The 16,848-nt window shown below is 65.4% G+C and carries 17 protein-coding genes; 8 read left to right on the top strand and 9 right to left on the bottom strand.

Going from position 1 to position 16,848, the window contains the following annotated elements:
- The first annotated feature begins 102 nt into the window (after nucleotides 1-102).
- The 4 genes from QWY74_RS08170 (at nucleotide 103) to QWY74_RS08155 (ending at nucleotide 2,541) form a co-directional block, all read left to right on the top strand.
- Nucleotides 103-384, top strand: coding sequence for a BufA1 family periplasmic bufferin-type metallophore (locus QWY74_RS08170; RefSeq protein ID WP_264824158.1), 282 nt, complete (start codon nucleotides 103-105; stop codon nucleotides 382-384).
- A 71-nt stretch (nucleotides 385-455) separates the two neighbouring features.
- Nucleotides 456-1,331, top strand: a complete 876-nt coding sequence (bufB, locus tag QWY74_RS08165) for an MNIO family bufferin maturase (RefSeq protein ID WP_290314112.1) — start codon at nucleotides 456-458, stop codon at nucleotides 1,329-1,331.
- Nucleotides 1,328-2,074 (top strand): HvfC/BufC N-terminal domain-containing protein, encoded by a 747-nt coding sequence (locus QWY74_RS08160; RefSeq protein ID WP_264824160.1) that lies wholly within the window; start codon nucleotides 1,328-1,330, stop codon nucleotides 2,072-2,074. The genes bufB and QWY74_RS08160 overlap by 4 nt, the downstream gene beginning before the upstream one ends.
- Nucleotides 2,071-2,541: a DoxX family protein gene (locus QWY74_RS08155; RefSeq protein WP_290314111.1), complete on the top strand. Its 471-nt coding sequence runs from the start codon at nucleotides 2,071-2,073 to the stop codon at nucleotides 2,539-2,541. The genes QWY74_RS08160 and QWY74_RS08155 overlap by 4 nt, the downstream gene beginning before the upstream one ends.
- Before the next feature lie 9 nt (nucleotides 2,542-2,550).
- Here QWY74_RS08155 and QWY74_RS08150 read toward each other — a convergent pair whose 3' ends face one another.
- From QWY74_RS08150 to doeA, 8 genes are all read right to left on the bottom strand, one after another.
- The gene (locus tag QWY74_RS08150; RefSeq protein WP_290314110.1) at nucleotides 2,551-3,243 is read right to left on the bottom strand and encodes a haloacid dehalogenase type II; all 693 of its coding nucleotides are present in this window, start codon (nucleotides 3,241-3,243) and stop codon (nucleotides 2,551-2,553) included.
- Nucleotides 3,244-3,337: 94 nt separating this feature from the next.
- Nucleotides 3,338-4,282: a cyclodeaminase gene (locus tag QWY74_RS08145; RefSeq protein WP_290314109.1), complete on the bottom strand. Its 945-nt coding sequence runs from the start codon at nucleotides 4,280-4,282 to the stop codon at nucleotides 3,338-3,340.
- A gap of 188 nt (nucleotides 4,283-4,470) precedes the next feature.
- Complete coding sequence (eutB, locus tag QWY74_RS08140) at nucleotides 4,471-5,469, bottom strand: hydroxyectoine utilization dehydratase EutB (RefSeq protein ID WP_290314108.1); 999 nt, start codon at nucleotides 5,467-5,469, stop codon at nucleotides 4,471-4,473.
- A gap of 103 nt (nucleotides 5,470-5,572) precedes the next feature.
- Nucleotides 5,573-6,982 carry an aspartate aminotransferase family protein gene (locus tag QWY74_RS08135; RefSeq protein ID WP_290314107.1) on the bottom strand — a complete coding sequence of 470 codons (1,410 nt, stop codon included), beginning with the start codon at nucleotides 6,980-6,982 and terminating at the stop codon, nucleotides 5,573-5,575.
- A gap of 186 nt (nucleotides 6,983-7,168) precedes the next feature.
- Nucleotides 7,169-8,650 carry an NAD-dependent succinate-semialdehyde dehydrogenase gene (locus QWY74_RS08130; RefSeq protein ID WP_290314106.1) on the bottom strand — a complete coding sequence of 494 codons (1,482 nt, stop codon included), beginning with the start codon at nucleotides 8,648-8,650 and terminating at the stop codon, nucleotides 7,169-7,171.
- A 233-nt stretch (nucleotides 8,651-8,883) separates the two neighbouring features.
- Nucleotides 8,884-9,360 carry an Lrp/AsnC family transcriptional regulator gene (locus QWY74_RS08125; protein WP_264824168.1) on the bottom strand — a complete coding sequence of 159 codons (477 nt, stop codon included), beginning with the start codon at nucleotides 9,358-9,360 and terminating at the stop codon, nucleotides 8,884-8,886.
- 22 nt (nucleotides 9,361-9,382) lie between these two features.
- The gene (gene doeB / locus QWY74_RS08120) at nucleotides 9,383-10,420 is read right to left on the bottom strand and encodes a N(2)-acetyl-L-2,4-diaminobutanoate deacetylase DoeB (RefSeq protein ID WP_264824169.1); all 1,038 of its coding nucleotides are present in this window, start codon (nucleotides 10,418-10,420) and stop codon (nucleotides 9,383-9,385) included.
- Between the two features lie 9 nt (nucleotides 10,421-10,429).
- Nucleotides 10,430-11,629 carry an ectoine hydrolase DoeA gene (gene doeA / locus QWY74_RS08115; RefSeq protein ID WP_264824170.1) on the bottom strand — a complete coding sequence of 400 codons (1,200 nt, stop codon included), beginning with the start codon at nucleotides 11,627-11,629 and terminating at the stop codon, nucleotides 10,430-10,432.
- 216 nt (nucleotides 11,630-11,845) lie between these two features.
- Between doeA and ehuR the strand changes: the two genes are divergently transcribed.
- Complete coding sequence (gene ehuR / locus QWY74_RS08110; protein WP_264824171.1) at nucleotides 11,846-13,252, top strand: MocR-like ectoine utilization transcription factor EhuR; 1,407 nt, start codon at nucleotides 11,846-11,848, stop codon at nucleotides 13,250-13,252.
- A gap of 13 nt (nucleotides 13,253-13,265) precedes the next feature.
- Entirely contained in the window at nucleotides 13,266-14,189 is a 924-nt protein-coding gene (locus QWY74_RS08105) for a 2-hydroxyacid dehydrogenase (protein ID WP_264824172.1), read from the top strand.
- Nucleotides 14,190-14,232: 43 nt separating this feature from the next.
- Here the strand turns inward: QWY74_RS08105 and QWY74_RS08100 are convergent, their stop codons facing one another.
- Complete coding sequence (locus QWY74_RS08100) at nucleotides 14,233-14,790, bottom strand: DJ-1/PfpI family protein (RefSeq protein WP_264824173.1); 558 nt, start codon at nucleotides 14,788-14,790, stop codon at nucleotides 14,233-14,235.
- Between the two features lie 165 nt (nucleotides 14,791-14,955).
- On the opposite strand from QWY74_RS08100, the gene QWY74_RS08095 reads away from it, so the two are divergent.
- Nucleotides 14,956-15,612 (top strand): hypothetical protein, encoded by a 657-nt coding sequence (locus tag QWY74_RS08095; RefSeq protein ID WP_264824174.1) that lies wholly within the window; start codon nucleotides 14,956-14,958, stop codon nucleotides 15,610-15,612.
- Nucleotides 15,613-15,715: 103 nt separating this feature from the next.
- Nucleotides 15,716-16,642, top strand: a complete 927-nt coding sequence (locus QWY74_RS08090) for a LysO family transporter (protein ID WP_264824175.1) — start codon at nucleotides 15,716-15,718, stop codon at nucleotides 16,640-16,642.
- The last annotated feature ends 206 nt before the right edge of the window (nucleotides 16,643-16,848 follow it).

Below are 16,848 nucleotides of genomic sequence, written 5' to 3'. Positions count from 1 at the left end.
GAGGCTGTAAGGATCCGTGATCCCGCGCCACTCAATCATGACCACCGACGCCTGACGAGCTGGCGCGGTGGCGTTAGACCCCAGCCAACGAGGAGTCAGATCATGAAACAGTCCACACTGATGGCCGCCATCATCACCACCGCCATTGCCCAGGCCGGCGCCATGGGCACCACCATGGCCGACGATAAAGAGTCCATGGAAAAGTGCTACGGCGTCGCCCTGGCCGGCGAGAACGACTGCAAGGCGGGACCGGGCACCACCTGCGCCGGCACTTCCACTGTCGACTACCAGGGCAATGCCTGGACCCTGGTCCCCGAAGGCAGCTGCACCAGCATCGAGACCCCCCACGGCAACGGCAGCCTGGAACCCATCGAGCGTCCCTGAATGTCACCGGCTCATCCCGCGGGGTGAGCCGGATATCGGCAGGAGCCTGTTACCACAGAGGAGGAAGCGACATGCTCATGGATGCCCACCGTCTGCCCCGCGCCGCCCAGGGCATCGGCCTGAAGCCGCAGCACATGGCCGAGCTGATCGCCGAGCCGGCCAACATCGACTTTCTCGAACTGCACGCCGAAAACCACATGAGCGCGGGCGGGCCCATGCGCGACGACCTCGCCGCCATCGCCGCGCGCTACCCGCTGTCGGTGCATGGCGTCGGTCTGTCACTGGGCAGCGCCGAGCCGCTGGACGACCAGCACCTGGCCCGTCTGGTGCATCTGGTGGACGAGTTGAACCCGGTGCGTGTCTCCGAGCACCTGGCCTGGAGCCGACTGGAAGGCGATTTCTACAATGACCTGCTGCCACTGCCGCTGAGCGAGGAAAGCCTCGAGGTGGTGGCCCGCCATGTCGACACCACCCAGCAGGCCCTGGGGCGACAACTGCTGGTCGAGAACCCCAGCCTCTACATGGCGCTGGACAACACCCTGAGCGAGGCCGACTTTTTGAACGAGCTCGTCCGGCGCACCGGTTGCGGCCTGCTGCTGGACATCAATAACGCCTACATCAGCGCCGAGAACCTGGGGCGTGACCTGAGTGACTACCTGAGTGCGCTGCCGCTGTCGGCGGTGGGCGAGTTTCATCTGGCCGGGCACTCGCTGGACACCGAGGCGACGCCGCCCCTGCGCATCGACGATCACGGCAGCCCGGTCTGCGAGGCCGTCTGGCAGCGCTATGCCCAGCTGACGGACGCCCTGCCGGCGGTACCCACCCTCATCGAGTGGGATACCCGCATCCCCAGCCTGCCCCGCTGGCTGGAAGAGGCTGCCCTCGCCCGCCGCTATCACGCCAGCGCGGCCACCGCACCGCTGGCCTGCCTGGAGCCGGCCTCATGACCTCGCTCGCCGAATGGCAACGGGACTTCGCCCGGGCCCTGCAGTTTGGCGAGGCCGGCGACAGCCGGCTGGGCCATCAGCCGGGCTTCGATGTCTATCGCAACAATGTGTGCCACAGCCTGATCGAGGCCCTGGCCCAGACCTTTCCGCACACCCGCACACTGCTCGGCGAGCGTTTCTTCCGGAGTGTGGCCAGCGACCATGTGCGTCAACGGCTCCCCGAGGAGCCACGCCTGCGCTACTACGGCCAGGCCTTTGCCGAGGCGCTGGAGCGCCTGAGCGTGATGCAGGATTACCGCTATGTGGTGGATATCTGTCGGCTCGAGCATGCCCGACTCATCGTCAGTCACGCGGCCGATGCCGCACCACTGAGCGCCGAACTGCTGGGCCAGGCAGAGGACCCGCAAGCCGTCTGCTGCATGACGCATCCGGCGTCCCGGCTGGTAGAGGGCCACCACGATGTACTGGGCCTCTGGCACGCCCTGGAGCGCGGCGAAGACCACGCCCCCGTCGGCGCCGCCGGTGACTGGCCCTGGCTGCTGATTCGCCATGGCCGGCGTGTCGAGATACACCCCGTGAACCCCGGCACGCGCCGGCTCTATCAGACTCTGGCGACCCCCATCCCACTCGGCGAGGCGCTGGCGACCAGCGCCCGCCAGACGGATCAGGCGCAGGTCAGCGAGGCGCTGGGCACCCTGCTGGCACTGGGCAGCCTGACTCAGGCTCAGGAGATACCCTCATGAAGATTGACTGGCGCAAGCCACTCCACGGCTACTACCTGAAGCTCGCCCCCTGTCTCGACCGACTGCCGCTGGATGCCGTCCTGCTGCTGATGCGTCTGGTGCTGGGCAGCGTCTTCTTTCTCTCGGCCCTGACCAAGGTGGACAGCGGCGGCATCACCCAGAGCACCTTCTTCCTGTTCGAGCACGAATACGCCCTGCCGCTGATCCCCGCCGCCCTGGCCGCCTATCTGGCGACCCTCGCCGAGTTTTCACTGTCCCTGGCGCTCTGGGCCGGACTGGCGACCCGGCTTGCCGCCGTCGGCCTGCTCGGCATGACACTGGTCATCCAGGTCTTCGTCTACCCCGGCGCCTGGGTCACCCACGGGCTCTGGGCCGCCAGCCTGCTGACCCTGATCCTGCGCGGCGCCGGCCTGATCTCGCTGGATGCCCTGCTCAGCGTCTGGCTGCCGGGCGCAACAAGGCGTTGACGCCGCGGCTCAGTGGTCGGCCCGTTGCTGCAGATACTCGACCAGACCTTCGAGATCGGCCACGGTGGTATCCGGTTCGATGCCCCAGGGGTCGAAGGGCGCCTCCGGACTGCGGCGCACCCAGGCGGCGTGCAGCCCCGCGTGGCGGGCGCCGATGACATCGAAGGCATTGCTGGAAATCAGCCAGGTCCGGGCCGGCTCGGCTTCGAGGCGCTGGCGCAGGTGGGCATAGACCACCGGATCGGGCTTGAAGCGGTGGACCTCCTCGACGCTGACGATATCGGCGAAATACTCGCTCAAGCCGGCCCCTTCGAGCAGCCCGGCCACCGCGTCCCGACCACCATTGGAAAAGGCCACGCAGGTGACATCGGCCTCGGCGAGGCGAGCCAGTGCCGTCCCGGCATCGGCAAAGGCCGGCAGACCGGCATAGGCCCCCATCAGGTGTTCCTTGTCGGTATCGGACAGCCGGGTACCCAGCAACCGGTCGGTGAATTCCAGCGCCTCCCGGGTACAGCGCGAGAAATCCACGTAGGCCCCCATCAGCCCACGTCGGAAACTGTATTCGAGCTGCTTGTCGCGCCAGCAGCGCGAAAACGCCGCGGCGCGTTCGATATCGCCCAGCAGCGACGCCAGGGCCTCGACCACGCCATGGGTATCGATCAGGGTGCCATAGACATCAAACGCCAGTACGCGTCGCTTCATCACGCCCTCCTCGACAATGCGTTGTGAAACCTCCTGCTCTCAGCGTGACGCGAGTCCGCGGGTTCGGCAAGCCCGGCCGCAGGCAGTCCCTGCCTCAGTCGGCCAGGCGTGACAGGGCAAAACCGGCAATGGCGGTATCCTGCACGCCGGTTCCGGTCAGGTCGCAGACGGTGATGGTGGCATCCGTCAGTCGAAGGCTCTCGCCGGCGGCGATCACCTGCCCCAGCTCATGCACCTTGAACGGCGCCTCGCGCCCGGCGAAGCCCTTGAGCTCGCCATTGGTCTCGCTCTGGGCGCGGGTATCACAGACGAAGGCATCGGCGCGGGTCAGCAGGGCGTCCGCCAGCTCGCGTTTGTCCGGGCCGTCCGAGCCCATGGCGGTGATATGCACCCCCTCCGGCAGGTCGCGTGCCTGCAGCAGCGGCTCCCGGGAAGGCGTGGTGGTGACGATGATATCGGCCTGTGCACAGGCGCTCGGCAGCTCCTCATGCACATTGACTTCCAGGCCACGCTGCCGCAGCTGGTGGGCATACGACTCGGCGGCCTCGCGGCGCCGCGCCCAGACATCGACGACGCGGATATCGCGCACCAGCCGCAAGGCCTCTACCTGCCGCTCGGCCTGTTCACCGGCGCCCAGCACCGTGACCCTTTGACTGCTCTCCCGCGACAGCTGCTTGGCGGCGATGGCGCCGGCCAGCGCGGTGCGGATCATGGTCAGATAGCCTTCGTCGAAGAGCACGGCCTCCACCTGGCCGGTGCGGGCCGAGAACGCCATCATCAGGCCATTCAGGCTCGGCAGCCCGAGTTGGGGGTTGTCGAAGAAGCCGGGACTGACCTTGATGGCGAAGCGCTCGGCGCCGCGGATATGCGCGGTCTTGACGTCGACCTCGCCATTGGACTCCTCGATGGCCATGGACAGAATCGGCGGCTGCACCACCTCGCCGCGCCCCAGCGCCGCGAAGCCCGCCTCCACGGCCGCCAACGCCGCATGGTCCAGGGTCACGGCAGCCTCGATGGCATCGCGTTGATACAACTGCATGGAAAAACCTCCTCAAAAGCTCGAAACCCAAAGCATACGAGCGGCGAGATGCGAGATCCGAACCCCGACAACCGCCTCCAGAGCTGCAACTCCCTGCTCGAAGCTCGAAGCTCGAAGCTCGAAGCTCGAAGCTCGAAGCTCGAAGCTCGAAGCTCGAAGCTCGAAGCTCGAAGCTCGAAGCTCGACATTCATCGTCCCGCCAGCCCACGGGCCTGATCAAGCGTCTCCAGCGAGACGCCGTTACCGGACAGGATCAGCGCCACCTTGCGGCCGCGGATATCCAGCTGATGCTCGTTCAATGCGGCGAGCCCCACCGCGGCGGCGCCTTCGACGAACAGCTTGTCGTCTTCCAGTAGCTCCACCATGGCACGCGCAATGGCGGCTTCGGAAACCCGCCAGTGGGAATCCATGACCTCGCGCACCAGCGCAAAGGTGCAGCGATTGTCCAGACCGATGCCGCCGCCCAGCGAATCGCCGAGGCTGGCGACTTCTTCCACCTCGACCGGGTGACCGGCCAGCAGGCTGTCATGCATGGCCGCTCCCCGGGACAGGCTGACGCCCGTGACCTCCAGCTCGGGCCCGCTGGCCTTGAGGGCGGCCCCGATGCCGCCCAGCAGGCCGCCTCCCGAGAGGCCGACCAGCACCTGATCCAGGTCCGGCGCGTCGTCCAGTAGCTCCAGGCCGATGGTGCCCTGCCCGGCAGCGATCAGGGGGTCATCGAAGGGCGGAATCAGCGTCATGCCCTGCTCGTCGACCAGTCGCGCCACCTCGCCGAAGGCCTCGTCCTGGCTGTCGCCGATACGCCGTACCTCAGCGCCCAGCGCCTCGATGGCCGCGACCTTGTTGTCCGGCACCTGGCGCGACAGGCAGATGATGGCCGGCACGCCGAGGCGTGATGCCGCGTAGGCGACCGCCCGGCCATGATTGCCGGTCGAGGCCGTGGTGACACCGGCCGCCAGGGCCTGCCGGCCATCCCGCTCGAGCAGGGCGCTGATCATGTTGACGACGCCGCGCAGCTTGAAGGCACCGGTTGGCTGCAGGGTTTCCAGCTTGAGCAGGACCTCGGCCTCGAAACGCGCCGACAGGGCCGCCGAGCGGATCAAGGGGGTGCGCGTCACCTGCCCGGCGATACGCCGACGCGCCGCCTGGATTTCGGCCAGTGTCACACCCAGCTCCGGCTTCGACATCTCATCTCTCCTCTCTCTGCGCGGATCATGCAACGCCCAAACGCAATCGCCGCAGGGCGCGAGTCCCTGCGGCGATTCTTTCACATCATGACGGTGATGCTGTTCAGGCGGTCTGCAGCGCGCCTTCCCGCGTCAGCTCGTCGGTCACCTTGTCGACGGCCTTCTTGGTGCGCGCGACGATCTCGTCGACTTCCGCGCGGGTCGTGGTCAGCGGCGGTGCGAAGCCGAGAATATCGCCCTGCGGCATGGCACGCGCGATCAGGTTCTGCTCGAGCGCGGCAGCGGACATGCGCGGCCCGACCTTGAGGGACGGATCGAAGTGCTGACGCTTGGCCGGATCGGCGGCGAATTCCAGCGCGCCCATCATGCCCACGCCCCGCACGTTGCCGACCACCGGATGATCGCCGAAGGTGGCCTGCATGCGTTCCTGCAGATAGGCACCGGTGTTGGCGGCATTGGCGGTGAGGCCTTCGCGCTCGATGATCTGCAGGTTGGCCAGGCCGGCGGCGCAGCCCAGGGCGTGACCGGAATAGGTCCAGCCGTGGCCGATCGGGCCGTATTCGCCGGTGCCCTGCTCCAGCACGTTCCACACGCGGTCGCCGACGATCACGCCGGAAAGCGGCTGGTAGGCGCTGGTCAAGCCCTTGGCGATGGTGATCAGGTCCGGCTTGATGCCGTAGTGGTGGCTGCCGAACTCGCTGCCGGTACGCCCGAAGCCGCACACCACTTCGTCGGCGATCAGCAGCACGTCGTACTTGGCCAGCACGGCCTGGATCTCGTCCCAGTAGCCTTCGGGCGGCGGCACGATACCCCCGGTACCCAGCACCGGCTCGCCGATGAAGGCGGCCACTGTGTCCGGGCCTTCGGCCAGGATCATTTCTTCCAGCTTGGTGGCGCAGTGCTTGGAGAATTCGCGCTCGCTCATGCCTTCCTGTTCGGCGGCACGGTGATAGTAGTACGGCGCCTCGGTATGACGGATCGTCTCGATCGGCAGATCGAAATGATCATGGAACGCCTTGAGGCCGGTCAGCGAGCCGGAGGCGATGCCGGAGCCGTGGTAGCCGCGCATGCGCGAGATGACCTTCTTCTTCTGCGGGCGGCCGAGCACGTTGTTGTAGTAACGCACGATCTTGAGTTGGGTCTCGTTGGCATCGCTGCCGGACATGCCGTAGTAGACCTTGGACATGCCGGGGCCGGCCAGCTCGAGGATCTTCTCGGAAAGCGCGATCTGCGGCTCGTTGGAGTGGCCCACATAGGTGTGGTAGTAGGACATCTCCAGCGCCTGCTGGTAGATCGCCTCGGCGACTTCACTGCGGCCATAGCCGATGTTGACGCAGTACAGGCCGGCAAAGCCGTCGATGAATTCGCGACCGTCCTTGTCGACGATGTTGATGCCCTTGCCACCCGTGATGACGCGGCCCGGTGCATCGCCCTGGGCGAAGTCACGCAGGTGCGTGGAGGCGTGGAAGGTCACCTTGCGGTCGCGATCGATCAGATCCTTGTGCGTGGTCATGCAGTTCTCCATTAAAGCTCCCCGGCGGCGCCGGAGAGGATGTTCGTCATCTTGGCTCGGCCTGCGGATAGCAGCCAGCCCGTGTTCGCGAGAAACGAGTAACGAGCTGCGAACCCCACCCCACCTTCGGAGCAGGGTTGGGGGTGCTCGTATCTCGAAGCTCGTATCTCGAAACTCGCAGCCGGATCAGCTACCAGAGACGGAGCCCAGCGCCCCCAGGCAGTAATACTTCGTCTCGAGATACTCATCGATACCCATCACGCCACCCTCGCGGCCGAGGCCTGACTGCTTGACGCCGCCGAAGGGCACCGGCGGGCCGGTCATCTTCACGGAATTCACCGAGACCATGCCGTATTCCAGGGCGCGCAGCAGTTTCCAGATGCGGCGGATGTCGTGGGTGTAGACGTATGCGGCAAGACCATACTCTGTATCGTTGGCCATTTCGATGACTTCGTCATCGTCACGATAGGCAGAGACGCCCGCCACAGGAGCGAAGTTTTCCTCGCGCCAGACCTGCATGTCAGGGGTCACGCCGGTCAGCAGGGTCGGCATGAAGAAGTTCGGGCCCGGGGCCTGGCTCTGATCGCCGGCCACCAGGGTCGCGCCGCGGGAGACGGCATCATCGACGATGGCGGAGGCCTTGTCGACGGCCTGACCATGAATCAAGGGCCCCTGATCGACCTCGCCCTGCATGCCGTTGCCCACCGTCATGGCGGCCATGCGCTCGGCGAAGTGCTCGACGAAGGCGTCATGAATGGACTCGTGGACCAGGATGCGGTTGGCGGCCAGGCAGTCCTGACCGGCGGTCTGGAACTTGGCAGCCACGGCGGCCAGCGCGGCTTCATGCGGATCCATGTCCGGCCCGACGATGAAGGGCGCATTGCCGCCCAGCTCCAGCGAGACACGCTTGACGGTGTTGGCGCTCTGCTCGAGCAGCAGGCGGCCGACTCGAGTGGAGCCGGTGAAGGACAGCGCCTTGATGCGCTCGTCATCGCAGAGCAGCTTGGAGACTTCCGGCGCATCGCCCAGCACCACATTGAACACGCCGGCCGGGATGCCGGCACGTTCGGCCAGCTCTGCCAGCGCCAGCGCGGAAAACGGCGTCTCGTGGGCCGGCTTGACGACCACCGAGCAGCCGGCAGCCATGGCGGCCGCGGCCTTGCGGGTGATCATCGCCAGCGGGAAGTTCCAGGGCGTGATCAAAGCCGCGATGCCCACCGGCTCCTTGAGGGTGCCCAGGGCGGCGTTGGGAATATGGCTTGGGATGGTATCGCCGAAGGTGCGCTTGCCTTCCTCGGCGAACCAGCGCACGAAGCTGGCGCCGTATTCGACCTCGCCACGCGCGTCCGGCAGCGGCTTGCCCTGCTCAAGGGTCATAATGGTCGCCAGGTCCTCGCGATTGGCCTGCAGCAGGTCGTACCAGGCCAGCAGACGCTCGCAGCGCTCGTCGGCGCGCAGGGCTCGCCAATGGGCAAAGGCGGTATCGGCGGCGTCCACGGCCCCGCGGATCTGGTCGGCGTCGAGCACCGGGATGTGCCCCAGGGTCTCGCCGGTGGCCGGATCGGTCACGGCTTCCTCGCGACCGCTGCTGCCGTGAGTCCACTTGCCGTCGACGTAGGCGTACTGACGGAACAGTCGCAGGTCGCTCAGCTGGTTGGACAGCGTCATATACTTCTCCCTCTGGTAAACCGGCGTCGCGTCGACACCGGCCATGAAGACAACGGCGGCGGATGCCGCCTGATGTCACCATGGTAAGGGGTAAGAGGGGGCAGGACTTTTCAAAGCGAGCCGCTTTAAAGGCGAGGATTTTTTTTCGGGCGCGACGGACTTGGTGTTTTTTCTGTGGCGCCGGATTGTCCGACGGGAGGACGGGGCCTGCATCCGGCCCCGTCAACAAGGGATCAAGGGGAGAGATCCTCGGCGGTGATCTGGGCCGTGGATTGTTTGACGGTCTTGGTCACGATATAGGTGAAGTAACGCTCGATGCCCACCTCGGACGTCAGCCAATCGTCGATCAGGCGCTGATAGGTATCGATCGACGAGGCCTCGATCTTGACCAGATAGTCGAGGCCCCCACCGACGGCCACGCATTCGGTGACCTCCGGAGTATCGTGCACCAGGGCCTCGAAGCGGGCGAAGCTCTCGGCGTTGTGGGCCTTGAGCTCGACCTGCACCCAGACCGGGGTGCGCCTGACCAGCACATCGGTATTCAGGCGGGCACTGTAACCTTCGATGACGCCCGCCTTTTCCAGACGACGCACGCGCTCCCAGCAGGGACTGACCGAGAGGTTGATGGCCTCGGCCAGCCGGGACTTGGTAATGCGCCCATCCCGGGAGAGGATTTCCAGAATTTTCAGATCATAACGATCAAGCTTCATGGGTCTACCTGGCTCTCAATATTCAGCCGAGTGACTCGACGACCTCGGCGATCACCGCAATGGTGTCACCCATGTTGACACTGGACGGGAAGCGCCGGGCCGCCAGGACGCCGTCGCGCTCGGCCGTGTACTCGATGGGTGCCACGCCACTGCGCGTCATGTCGTAGACACGGGCAATGACCTGCCCTTTCGAGACCGGGTCACCCAGCGCCAGTGTCAACTCGAGCAGACCGGTATGCTCGCTCTGCACATAGCAACTGGCGTCCGGCATGTCGAGATATACCTGGGGCTCGGCCGGCATCTCGACGTTGCCCTCAACCAGGCCGTAGTGGATCAGAAAGTTACGGATTCCACGCTCGGTGATCGCCAGACTCTGCGGCGTCGAGGTGCCACCACCACCCAGCTCGGTGGCCACGAAGACCTTGCCCTGACGCTCGACCGCGGTGTCGAACAGGGCCGCGGCATCCAGTTCGAACATCATCATCGCGTAGGGCGCCCCAAAGGCCTTAGCACCTTCCAGCGCGCTGCGCTGCTGCTCGGCATCGTCCAGCACATGGGAGGCCGCGAACGGGATGATGTCCAGAGTGCGTCCACCGGAGTGAAGGTCGAGCACCACGTCGCTCATCGGCACCATCACCCGGGTGAAGTAATCGGCGATCTTCTCGGTCACATTGCCATCCGGGTCGCCCGGGAAGCTGCGATTGAGGTTGCCCGCGTTGCCGGCGTCCATGGGAGAAGTGCGGCGGCCCGCCATGCAGGCCGGCGTGTTCATCATCGGCACGATGATCACGCGGCCGGTGACGTCCTCGGCGCGCAGCTGGCTGGAGAGCTTGTGAAGGGCGGTGATGCCCTCGTACTCATCACCATGGTTGCCACCGGTCAGCAGCGCTGTAGGCCCCTCGCCGTTCTTAACCACGGTGACGGGAATCATCACCGCCCCCCAGGCCGACTCATCATTGGAGACCGGCAGTTTGAGGAAGCCATGCTGAACGCCGTCGGCATCGAAGTCGACGGTGGCGGAAATCGGGCTGGGCCGCAGCTGACCGGATTGCTTGCTCATGAGGGCTCCTTACTTGACGAACAGCTGGCGAGGAAAGTCCGCCAGGGTTTCACAGCCGTTTTCGGTGATCAGTATGCTTTCGGTAATCTCGAGTCCCCAGTCGTCCACCCAGAGGCCCGGCATGAAGTGGAAGGTCATGCCGGGCTCGAGAATGCTGTCGTCCGAGGGACGCAGACTCATATTGCGCTCACCCCAGTCGGGCGGATAGCTGAGGCCGATGGAGTAACCGCAGCGTGCGCCGCCCCGGTCGAAGCCGTACTTGTCCATGGCCGCACCCAGCGCCATGGCGATATCCGCAGGGCGATTGCCGGGCCGTGCCACTTCCAGCCCATTGTCGATGCCTTCCAGCAGCGCCGACTCGGCCCGCACGAACTCGGGGGGCGGGCGACCCAGGAAGATGGTGCGCGACATCGGCGCATGGTAGCGCTTGTAGACGCCGGCAATCTCGAAGAAGGTGCCTTCCCCCTCGCGGAAGGGCGAATCATCCCAGGTCAGGTGCGGTGCCGCCGCATCCTTGCCGGTGGGGAGCATCGGCACGATGGCCGGGTAATCGCCGCCGAAGACCTTGCCCTCGGGGGATGTCCAGCCCTCGATGCCCACCCGATAGATTTCCGACACCAGCTTGCTCTTGGGCAGGCCCGGCTCGATGCATTCGAGAATCCGCGAGTGCATGCCGGCGACGATCTTGCCGGCGATCCGCATGTACTCGATTTCCTGGGGCGACTTGATGGCACGGCACCAGTTCACCAGGGAGTTGGCATCGGCAAAGCGCGCGTGGGGAAGCTCTTTCAGCAGGCACTGATAGGCCTTGGCCGAGAAATAGTAGTTGTCCATTTCCATGCCCACCACGCCCTTATGCCACCCGCGATCGGGCAGGATGGTCTGCGCCAGGTAGTCCATGGGGTGCATATCCGGATTCTGGACATAGTAATCCGGGTAATAGGTGATGTTGTCCGGATCGATCCAGCAGGTCCGCAAGGCACCATTGGCGTCCATGCGTCGCCCGTACCACACCGGTTCGCCTTCCAGCCCTAGGAGTACACACTGGTGGACATAGAAAGACCAGCCATCATAACCCGTCAACCAGGCCATGTTGGAAGGGTCACTTATGATCAGCACGTCGATCCCGCGGCTCGCCATTTCGGCACGAACCTTCCAGAGACGGCCAGCATATTCTTCACGAGTGAAGGGAAGAGAAACCTGAATCATGACATCGCTCGCCAAACGATCACCACCAACATCCGGACACCTGTTCTCCTCAGGCGCCGGGGCATAGCACTGAATCAATGCTGACACTCAAGACGACCATCTGCGGCCCGCATTATCATGACATTTACTCGGCAACATCATGACAATACCGGGCCTTTGTCGGTATGGTGATACTATCACCACCAGTTAGCGGGCGGTCAAAAGCTTTATTGAATCATGACAATTGATCTCACAAGCTATCTCTCGGACTCGGGGCCCAAGTACCTCGCCATTGCCAGGGCACTCTCCGAGGCCATTCGCCAGGGCGAACTGCCGCCTAGCACCCGGCTGCCCACCCACCGGGAGCTGGCCGAGACCATGGGCATCAGCGTGCAGACCGTCTCGCGGGCCTATGCCCAGGCCGAGAAGATGGGACTGGTGCAGGCCCGCACCGGTAGCGGCACCTGGGTCAATGCGCTAGATGACTCGCGTGATTCGGCCTACCTGCGCAAGCCCGACCCGCGGCATGAAGATACCCTGATCGACCTGTCGATTGCCCACCCCGTATGTCCGCCGAGCCATCACCTGCGCTTTCGTGAAACCCTGGCGCAGCTGGCCGAGCAGGCGAGCCCCGAGATCATCACCGCCAGCCGCCCGATTGCCGGTCTGCCTCATCAGCGCGAGCGGGCCAGCCAGTGGCTGACACAGCGACTGGGCGTGCCGGGAGAGGCGGATGACCGCATCCTGTGCAATGGCGCCGCCCACGGGCTTCTGCTGGCCATCGCCACGGTTGTCCAGCATGGCGACCTGGTGCTGACCGAGGCCCTCACCGACCACGGCCTGATCGCCCTGTCGCGCACCCTGGGGTTCCAGATGCGGGGGGTGGCCATCGATGAACAGGGCATCCTGCCCGACGCCCTGGACGTGGCCTGTCGGCGCTTCAAGCCGCGAGCCGTGTGCCTGACCCCCACTCAGCTCAACCCCACCGGCGCTACCATGACGCAGGAAAGGCGCGATGCGGTCGCCGAGGTGCTGGAGCATCATGCGGTCTGGCTGATCGAGGACGACGTCATGGCCCTGCTCGAGCCGCCGGGGCTGACGCCACTGACCGCTCGGGTACCGCACCTGGGGTTTCACGTCACCAGCCTGACCAAGGCCACCATACCGGGGCTGCGTGCCGGCTACCTGAGCGTGCCGCGCGGCCAGCTGCACCACACCCTGCCGCGCATGCGCGCCACCACCTGGATGGCCACCCCGCTGAGCTTCGAGATCGCCGATGCCTGGCTGGCCGATGGCACGGTCGAGGAAATGGCCGCGGAGCAGCGTCATCTGCTGGCCGAGCGTCAGCGTCTGGCCAACCGGCTTTTGAGCGGTCATGAGCGCATGGCACGCACCACCGGCATGCATGTCTGGCTGGGACTGCCCAGCGCATGGCGGGCCGAGGAGTTGCAGCAACAAACCGAACAGGAAGGCGTGGCCATTACCACCGCCTTGCCCTTCATGGTCGAGCAGACGGCCGCGCCACGACGGGTGCGCGTCAGCGTCGGCGCGGAGCCGGACATCGAGCGCTTCGAGGAGGGCCTGCAGCGCCTCGTCAACCTGCTGGGCGAGGCACCACCGCCCATGATGCAATTCGTCTATTGAAGGGAGGGAAAGGATGCGCGTACTGATCCACCATGACAACGCGGACGCCTGGCGCGACGCCCTGTCGCGCCGCCTGCCGAATGCGGAAATCCTCGGTGAGGAGGCAACGCCCGAACAGCGCCGCGAGGTCGACTACCTGGCGGCCTGGCAGCCTCCCGCCGAGCTGTTCGCCGAGCTCGAGCAGCTCAAGGGCATCGTCAACCTGGGCGCCGGTGTCGATGCCCTGCTCGACAACCCCGCGCTGCCCCGCGAAATCCCCATCGTCAAGTTGCGCGATGCCGGCATGGCGAGCCCCATCGCCGACTATGTGCGCTATGGCGTGCTGCACTTCCAGCGCGACTTCGACCGCTATGCCCGCCAGCAGGCCAGTGGCGAATGGCGCGAACACGCCGTGACCGACAAGGCGGACTGGCCAGTCGGCGTACTGGGCCTGGGCGCCATCGGCGCCCAGGTCGCCACCAGCCTGGCCGCCGATGGCTTTCCGGTTCACGGCTGGAGCCGCACGCCCAGAACCCTCGAAGGTGTGACCTGCCATCATGGTGATGAGGGGCTTACTGGCCTGCTCGGCCGGGTACGCAGCCTGGTGCTGTTGCTGCCGGGCACGCCGGCCACGCATCAGTTGATCAACCGCGAGACACTGGCTCGGCTGCCGCAGGGTGCCAGCCTTATCAACCCGGGCCGCGGCTCGCTGATCGAGGAGTCGGCCCTGCTCGACGCCCTGGACAGCGGCCATCTCCGAGGGGCCCTGCTGGATGCCTTCCCGGTCGAGCCACTGCCCGCCGAGAGCCCGCTGTGGTCGCATCCCCGCATTCTGGTCACGCCGCACATGGCCGGCCCCACGCCGCTGAAGGATGCCGTCGATCAGGTTGCCGAGGCATTGCGCGCATTCGAGGCCGGCACGCCCCAGCCAACCATTGACCCGGAGGCCGGCTACTGACCGCCGGCCCCTCGACTACTGGCTTCGGTTCGGCAAACGCGACTTACAGCAGCTCGGCAAAACGCGCCAACCAGGCGGGATGTGCCGGCCAGGCCGGGGCGGTGACCAGCTTGCCGCTGGTGATCGCCTGATCGACCTCGAGGCTGGTGAAGTTGCCGCCGGCCAGCGTGACCTCCGGCGCACAGGCGGGATAGGCCGAGACCCGAAAGCCCTCCAGCGAAATGGCCGAGGCCAGCAGCTGGGCGCCATGGCAGATCGCCGCCACGGGTTTGTCGTGCTCGAAGAAATGCCGGACCATCTCGAGCACACGCTCATCCAGGCGCAGATACTCCGGCGCCCTTCCGCCGGGCACCACCAGGGCGTCGTAGTCCACCATCGCGACCTCGGCAAAGGACGCATTGAGGGAAAAGTTGTGCCCGGGCTTCTCGGAATAGGTCTGGTCGCCCTCGAAGTCATGGATGGCGGTGCGCACGCTGTCTCCCTCGCGCTTTTCGGGACACACGGCATCCACCGTATGCCCCATGGCCTGCAGCGCCTGGAAGGGCACCATGATTTCATAGTCCTCGACGAAGTCGCCGGCAATGAGCAGTACTCTAGCCATGTTGTCTCCTGATTCGTGGGGGAGCTTGAAACGCCATAGCCAGCATAGGACAAGATCGGCATTGCCTCGAATCCCGCAGCGGTTCGGGAACCAGCGAAGGCTGTGCGCAATCTGATGTTCAGATGGGGTGCCTGGCACCTTCCTACCACACCACAAGGAATCACCATGCCCAAGCGGTTGCCCCTGACACTCTGGCTGCTTCTACTGGCCCTGCCGAGCGGCGGCAGTCTGGCCGCAGATACATCGCCCCGGGCCTTCGAGGCGCGCTACTACCTGGAAGTGGATGGCTGGCCGGATGCCGATATCCAGCATCGCCTGGAAGCCACCGCCAGTGGCTGGCAAAGCCGGATGAGCGCCACACTGCCGGGCATGAGTGGCCACGAGGTCGGACGCTTTCGCGTCGGCGAGGCGTCGCTGCAGGCCTACTACTACGCTTCCGGCTACTCGCTGCTGGGCATCAAGAAGTCCTATAAGCTGGATCATCAGGCTCTGGCCACGCTGCCCGACCGTCAGAGCGCGCTCTTCGCCCTGGCGCGTCGCGCCATTGAACGCTCCTGCGCATCGACCTGTCGCGTGGACTACGTGGACCATCGCGGCCGCAAGGAAAGTGTCGACTATCGCGTGATGGGGCGGCGCACACTCGACCTGCCCGCCGGCGAATTCGAAGCCCTGCAAGTCGAGGTCACTTCAGCGGACGAGGACCAGCGCCGTCTGGTGTTCGACTTCCTGCCGCGCCTGCCCGGCCTGCTGCTGTCGATGACCTACTACAGCGACGGCCAGCGCAAGAGCCGGCTGGAGATGACTCACCTGGCGACGCCCTGATCCGCGACAGCTCTTCCACTGCCTCGGCAGAAGCGCCTAGAATGGCGTTTCATTAGTGCACTAACCGCTTCAGTGCACCCGCCTCCATGGAAGGAATATCGCGATGTTGAGCAGCCTGTTGATCGTCCTCTTGCCACTGGTACTGGGCTACCTGGTGAGGGTTCGCCACCCTCGTTTTCTTGCCGCCATCAACCGTGGGGTCAGCGCCTCCATCTACATCATCCTGCTGTTGATGGGCATCAGCCTGGCGGGCCTCGAAGATCTGGGAGGCAAGCTGTCGCAGCTGGGCGGGCAGTCACTGTTGCTGTGCGTGGTGATCTCCGCCTGCAACCTGGCGGCCCTGACCTGGCTGTCGCGCCGGCTGCGCCTTGAAGTCGCGGCCTCGACCTCAGTGGCTGATGCGCCGACCAGCAAGCTGGCCGCCATGGCCGGCTCTATGTCGCTGATCGGGGCCGTGCTGGGCGGCGTCATCCTCGGCCTTCTGGCCAGCGGGCCGCTGGGTTTGCCGCTGTTCGACGCGGCCGAGACTCTGTCCGAGTGGGTGCTGTATCTGCTGCTGGCCTTGATCGGTTGCCAGCTGCGCAATTCCGGCATGCCCCTCAAGCAGATCCTGCTCAACCGCTTCGGCCTGGCCATCGCCAGCGTGCTGGCCGCCAGCTCGCTGATCGGCGGGCTGCTGGCCGCGCCCCTGCTCGACTTGCCATGGAACGAGGGCCTGGCCATGGCCGCCGGCTTCGGCTGGTATTCGCTGTCCGGGATCCTGATCGGTGACCAGCTGGGACCGCTTCTGGGCGGCATCGCTTTTCTCAATGACCTGCTTCGCGAATTGCTGGCCTTCGTGCTGATCCCGCTGGTCATCAAACGGCACCCGGCGCTGGCCATCGGCTACGGCGGGGCCACGTCCATGGATTTCACCCTCCCGGTGATCCAGCAACATGGTGGCATCGCCTGTGTTCCGGTGGCCGTGGTCAGCGGCTTTATTCTCTCTCTGCTTTCGCCACCGTTGATCCTGTTTCTGCTGACGTTGTAACTCCACTTAACCCTCCCGCTCTCTAGGGCTCACCCAGCAGCATGGTGGCATCGCCTGTGTTCCGGTGGCCGTGGTCAGCGGCTTTATTCTCTCTCTGCTCTCGCCACCGTTGATCCTATTTCTGCTGACGTTGGAACCCCATTTCACCCTCCCGCTCTCTAGGGCTCACCCAGCAACATGGTGGCATCGCCTGTGTTCCGGTGGCC

The sequence above is a fragment of the Halomonas almeriensis genome (assembly GCF_030409235.1).
GTDB classification, from domain to species: domain Bacteria; phylum Pseudomonadota; class Gammaproteobacteria; order Pseudomonadales; family Halomonadaceae; genus Halomonas; species Halomonas almeriensis.
Note: the sequence above shows the minus strand (reverse complement) of the source record. Positions and strands in the feature narration are given on the sequence as shown.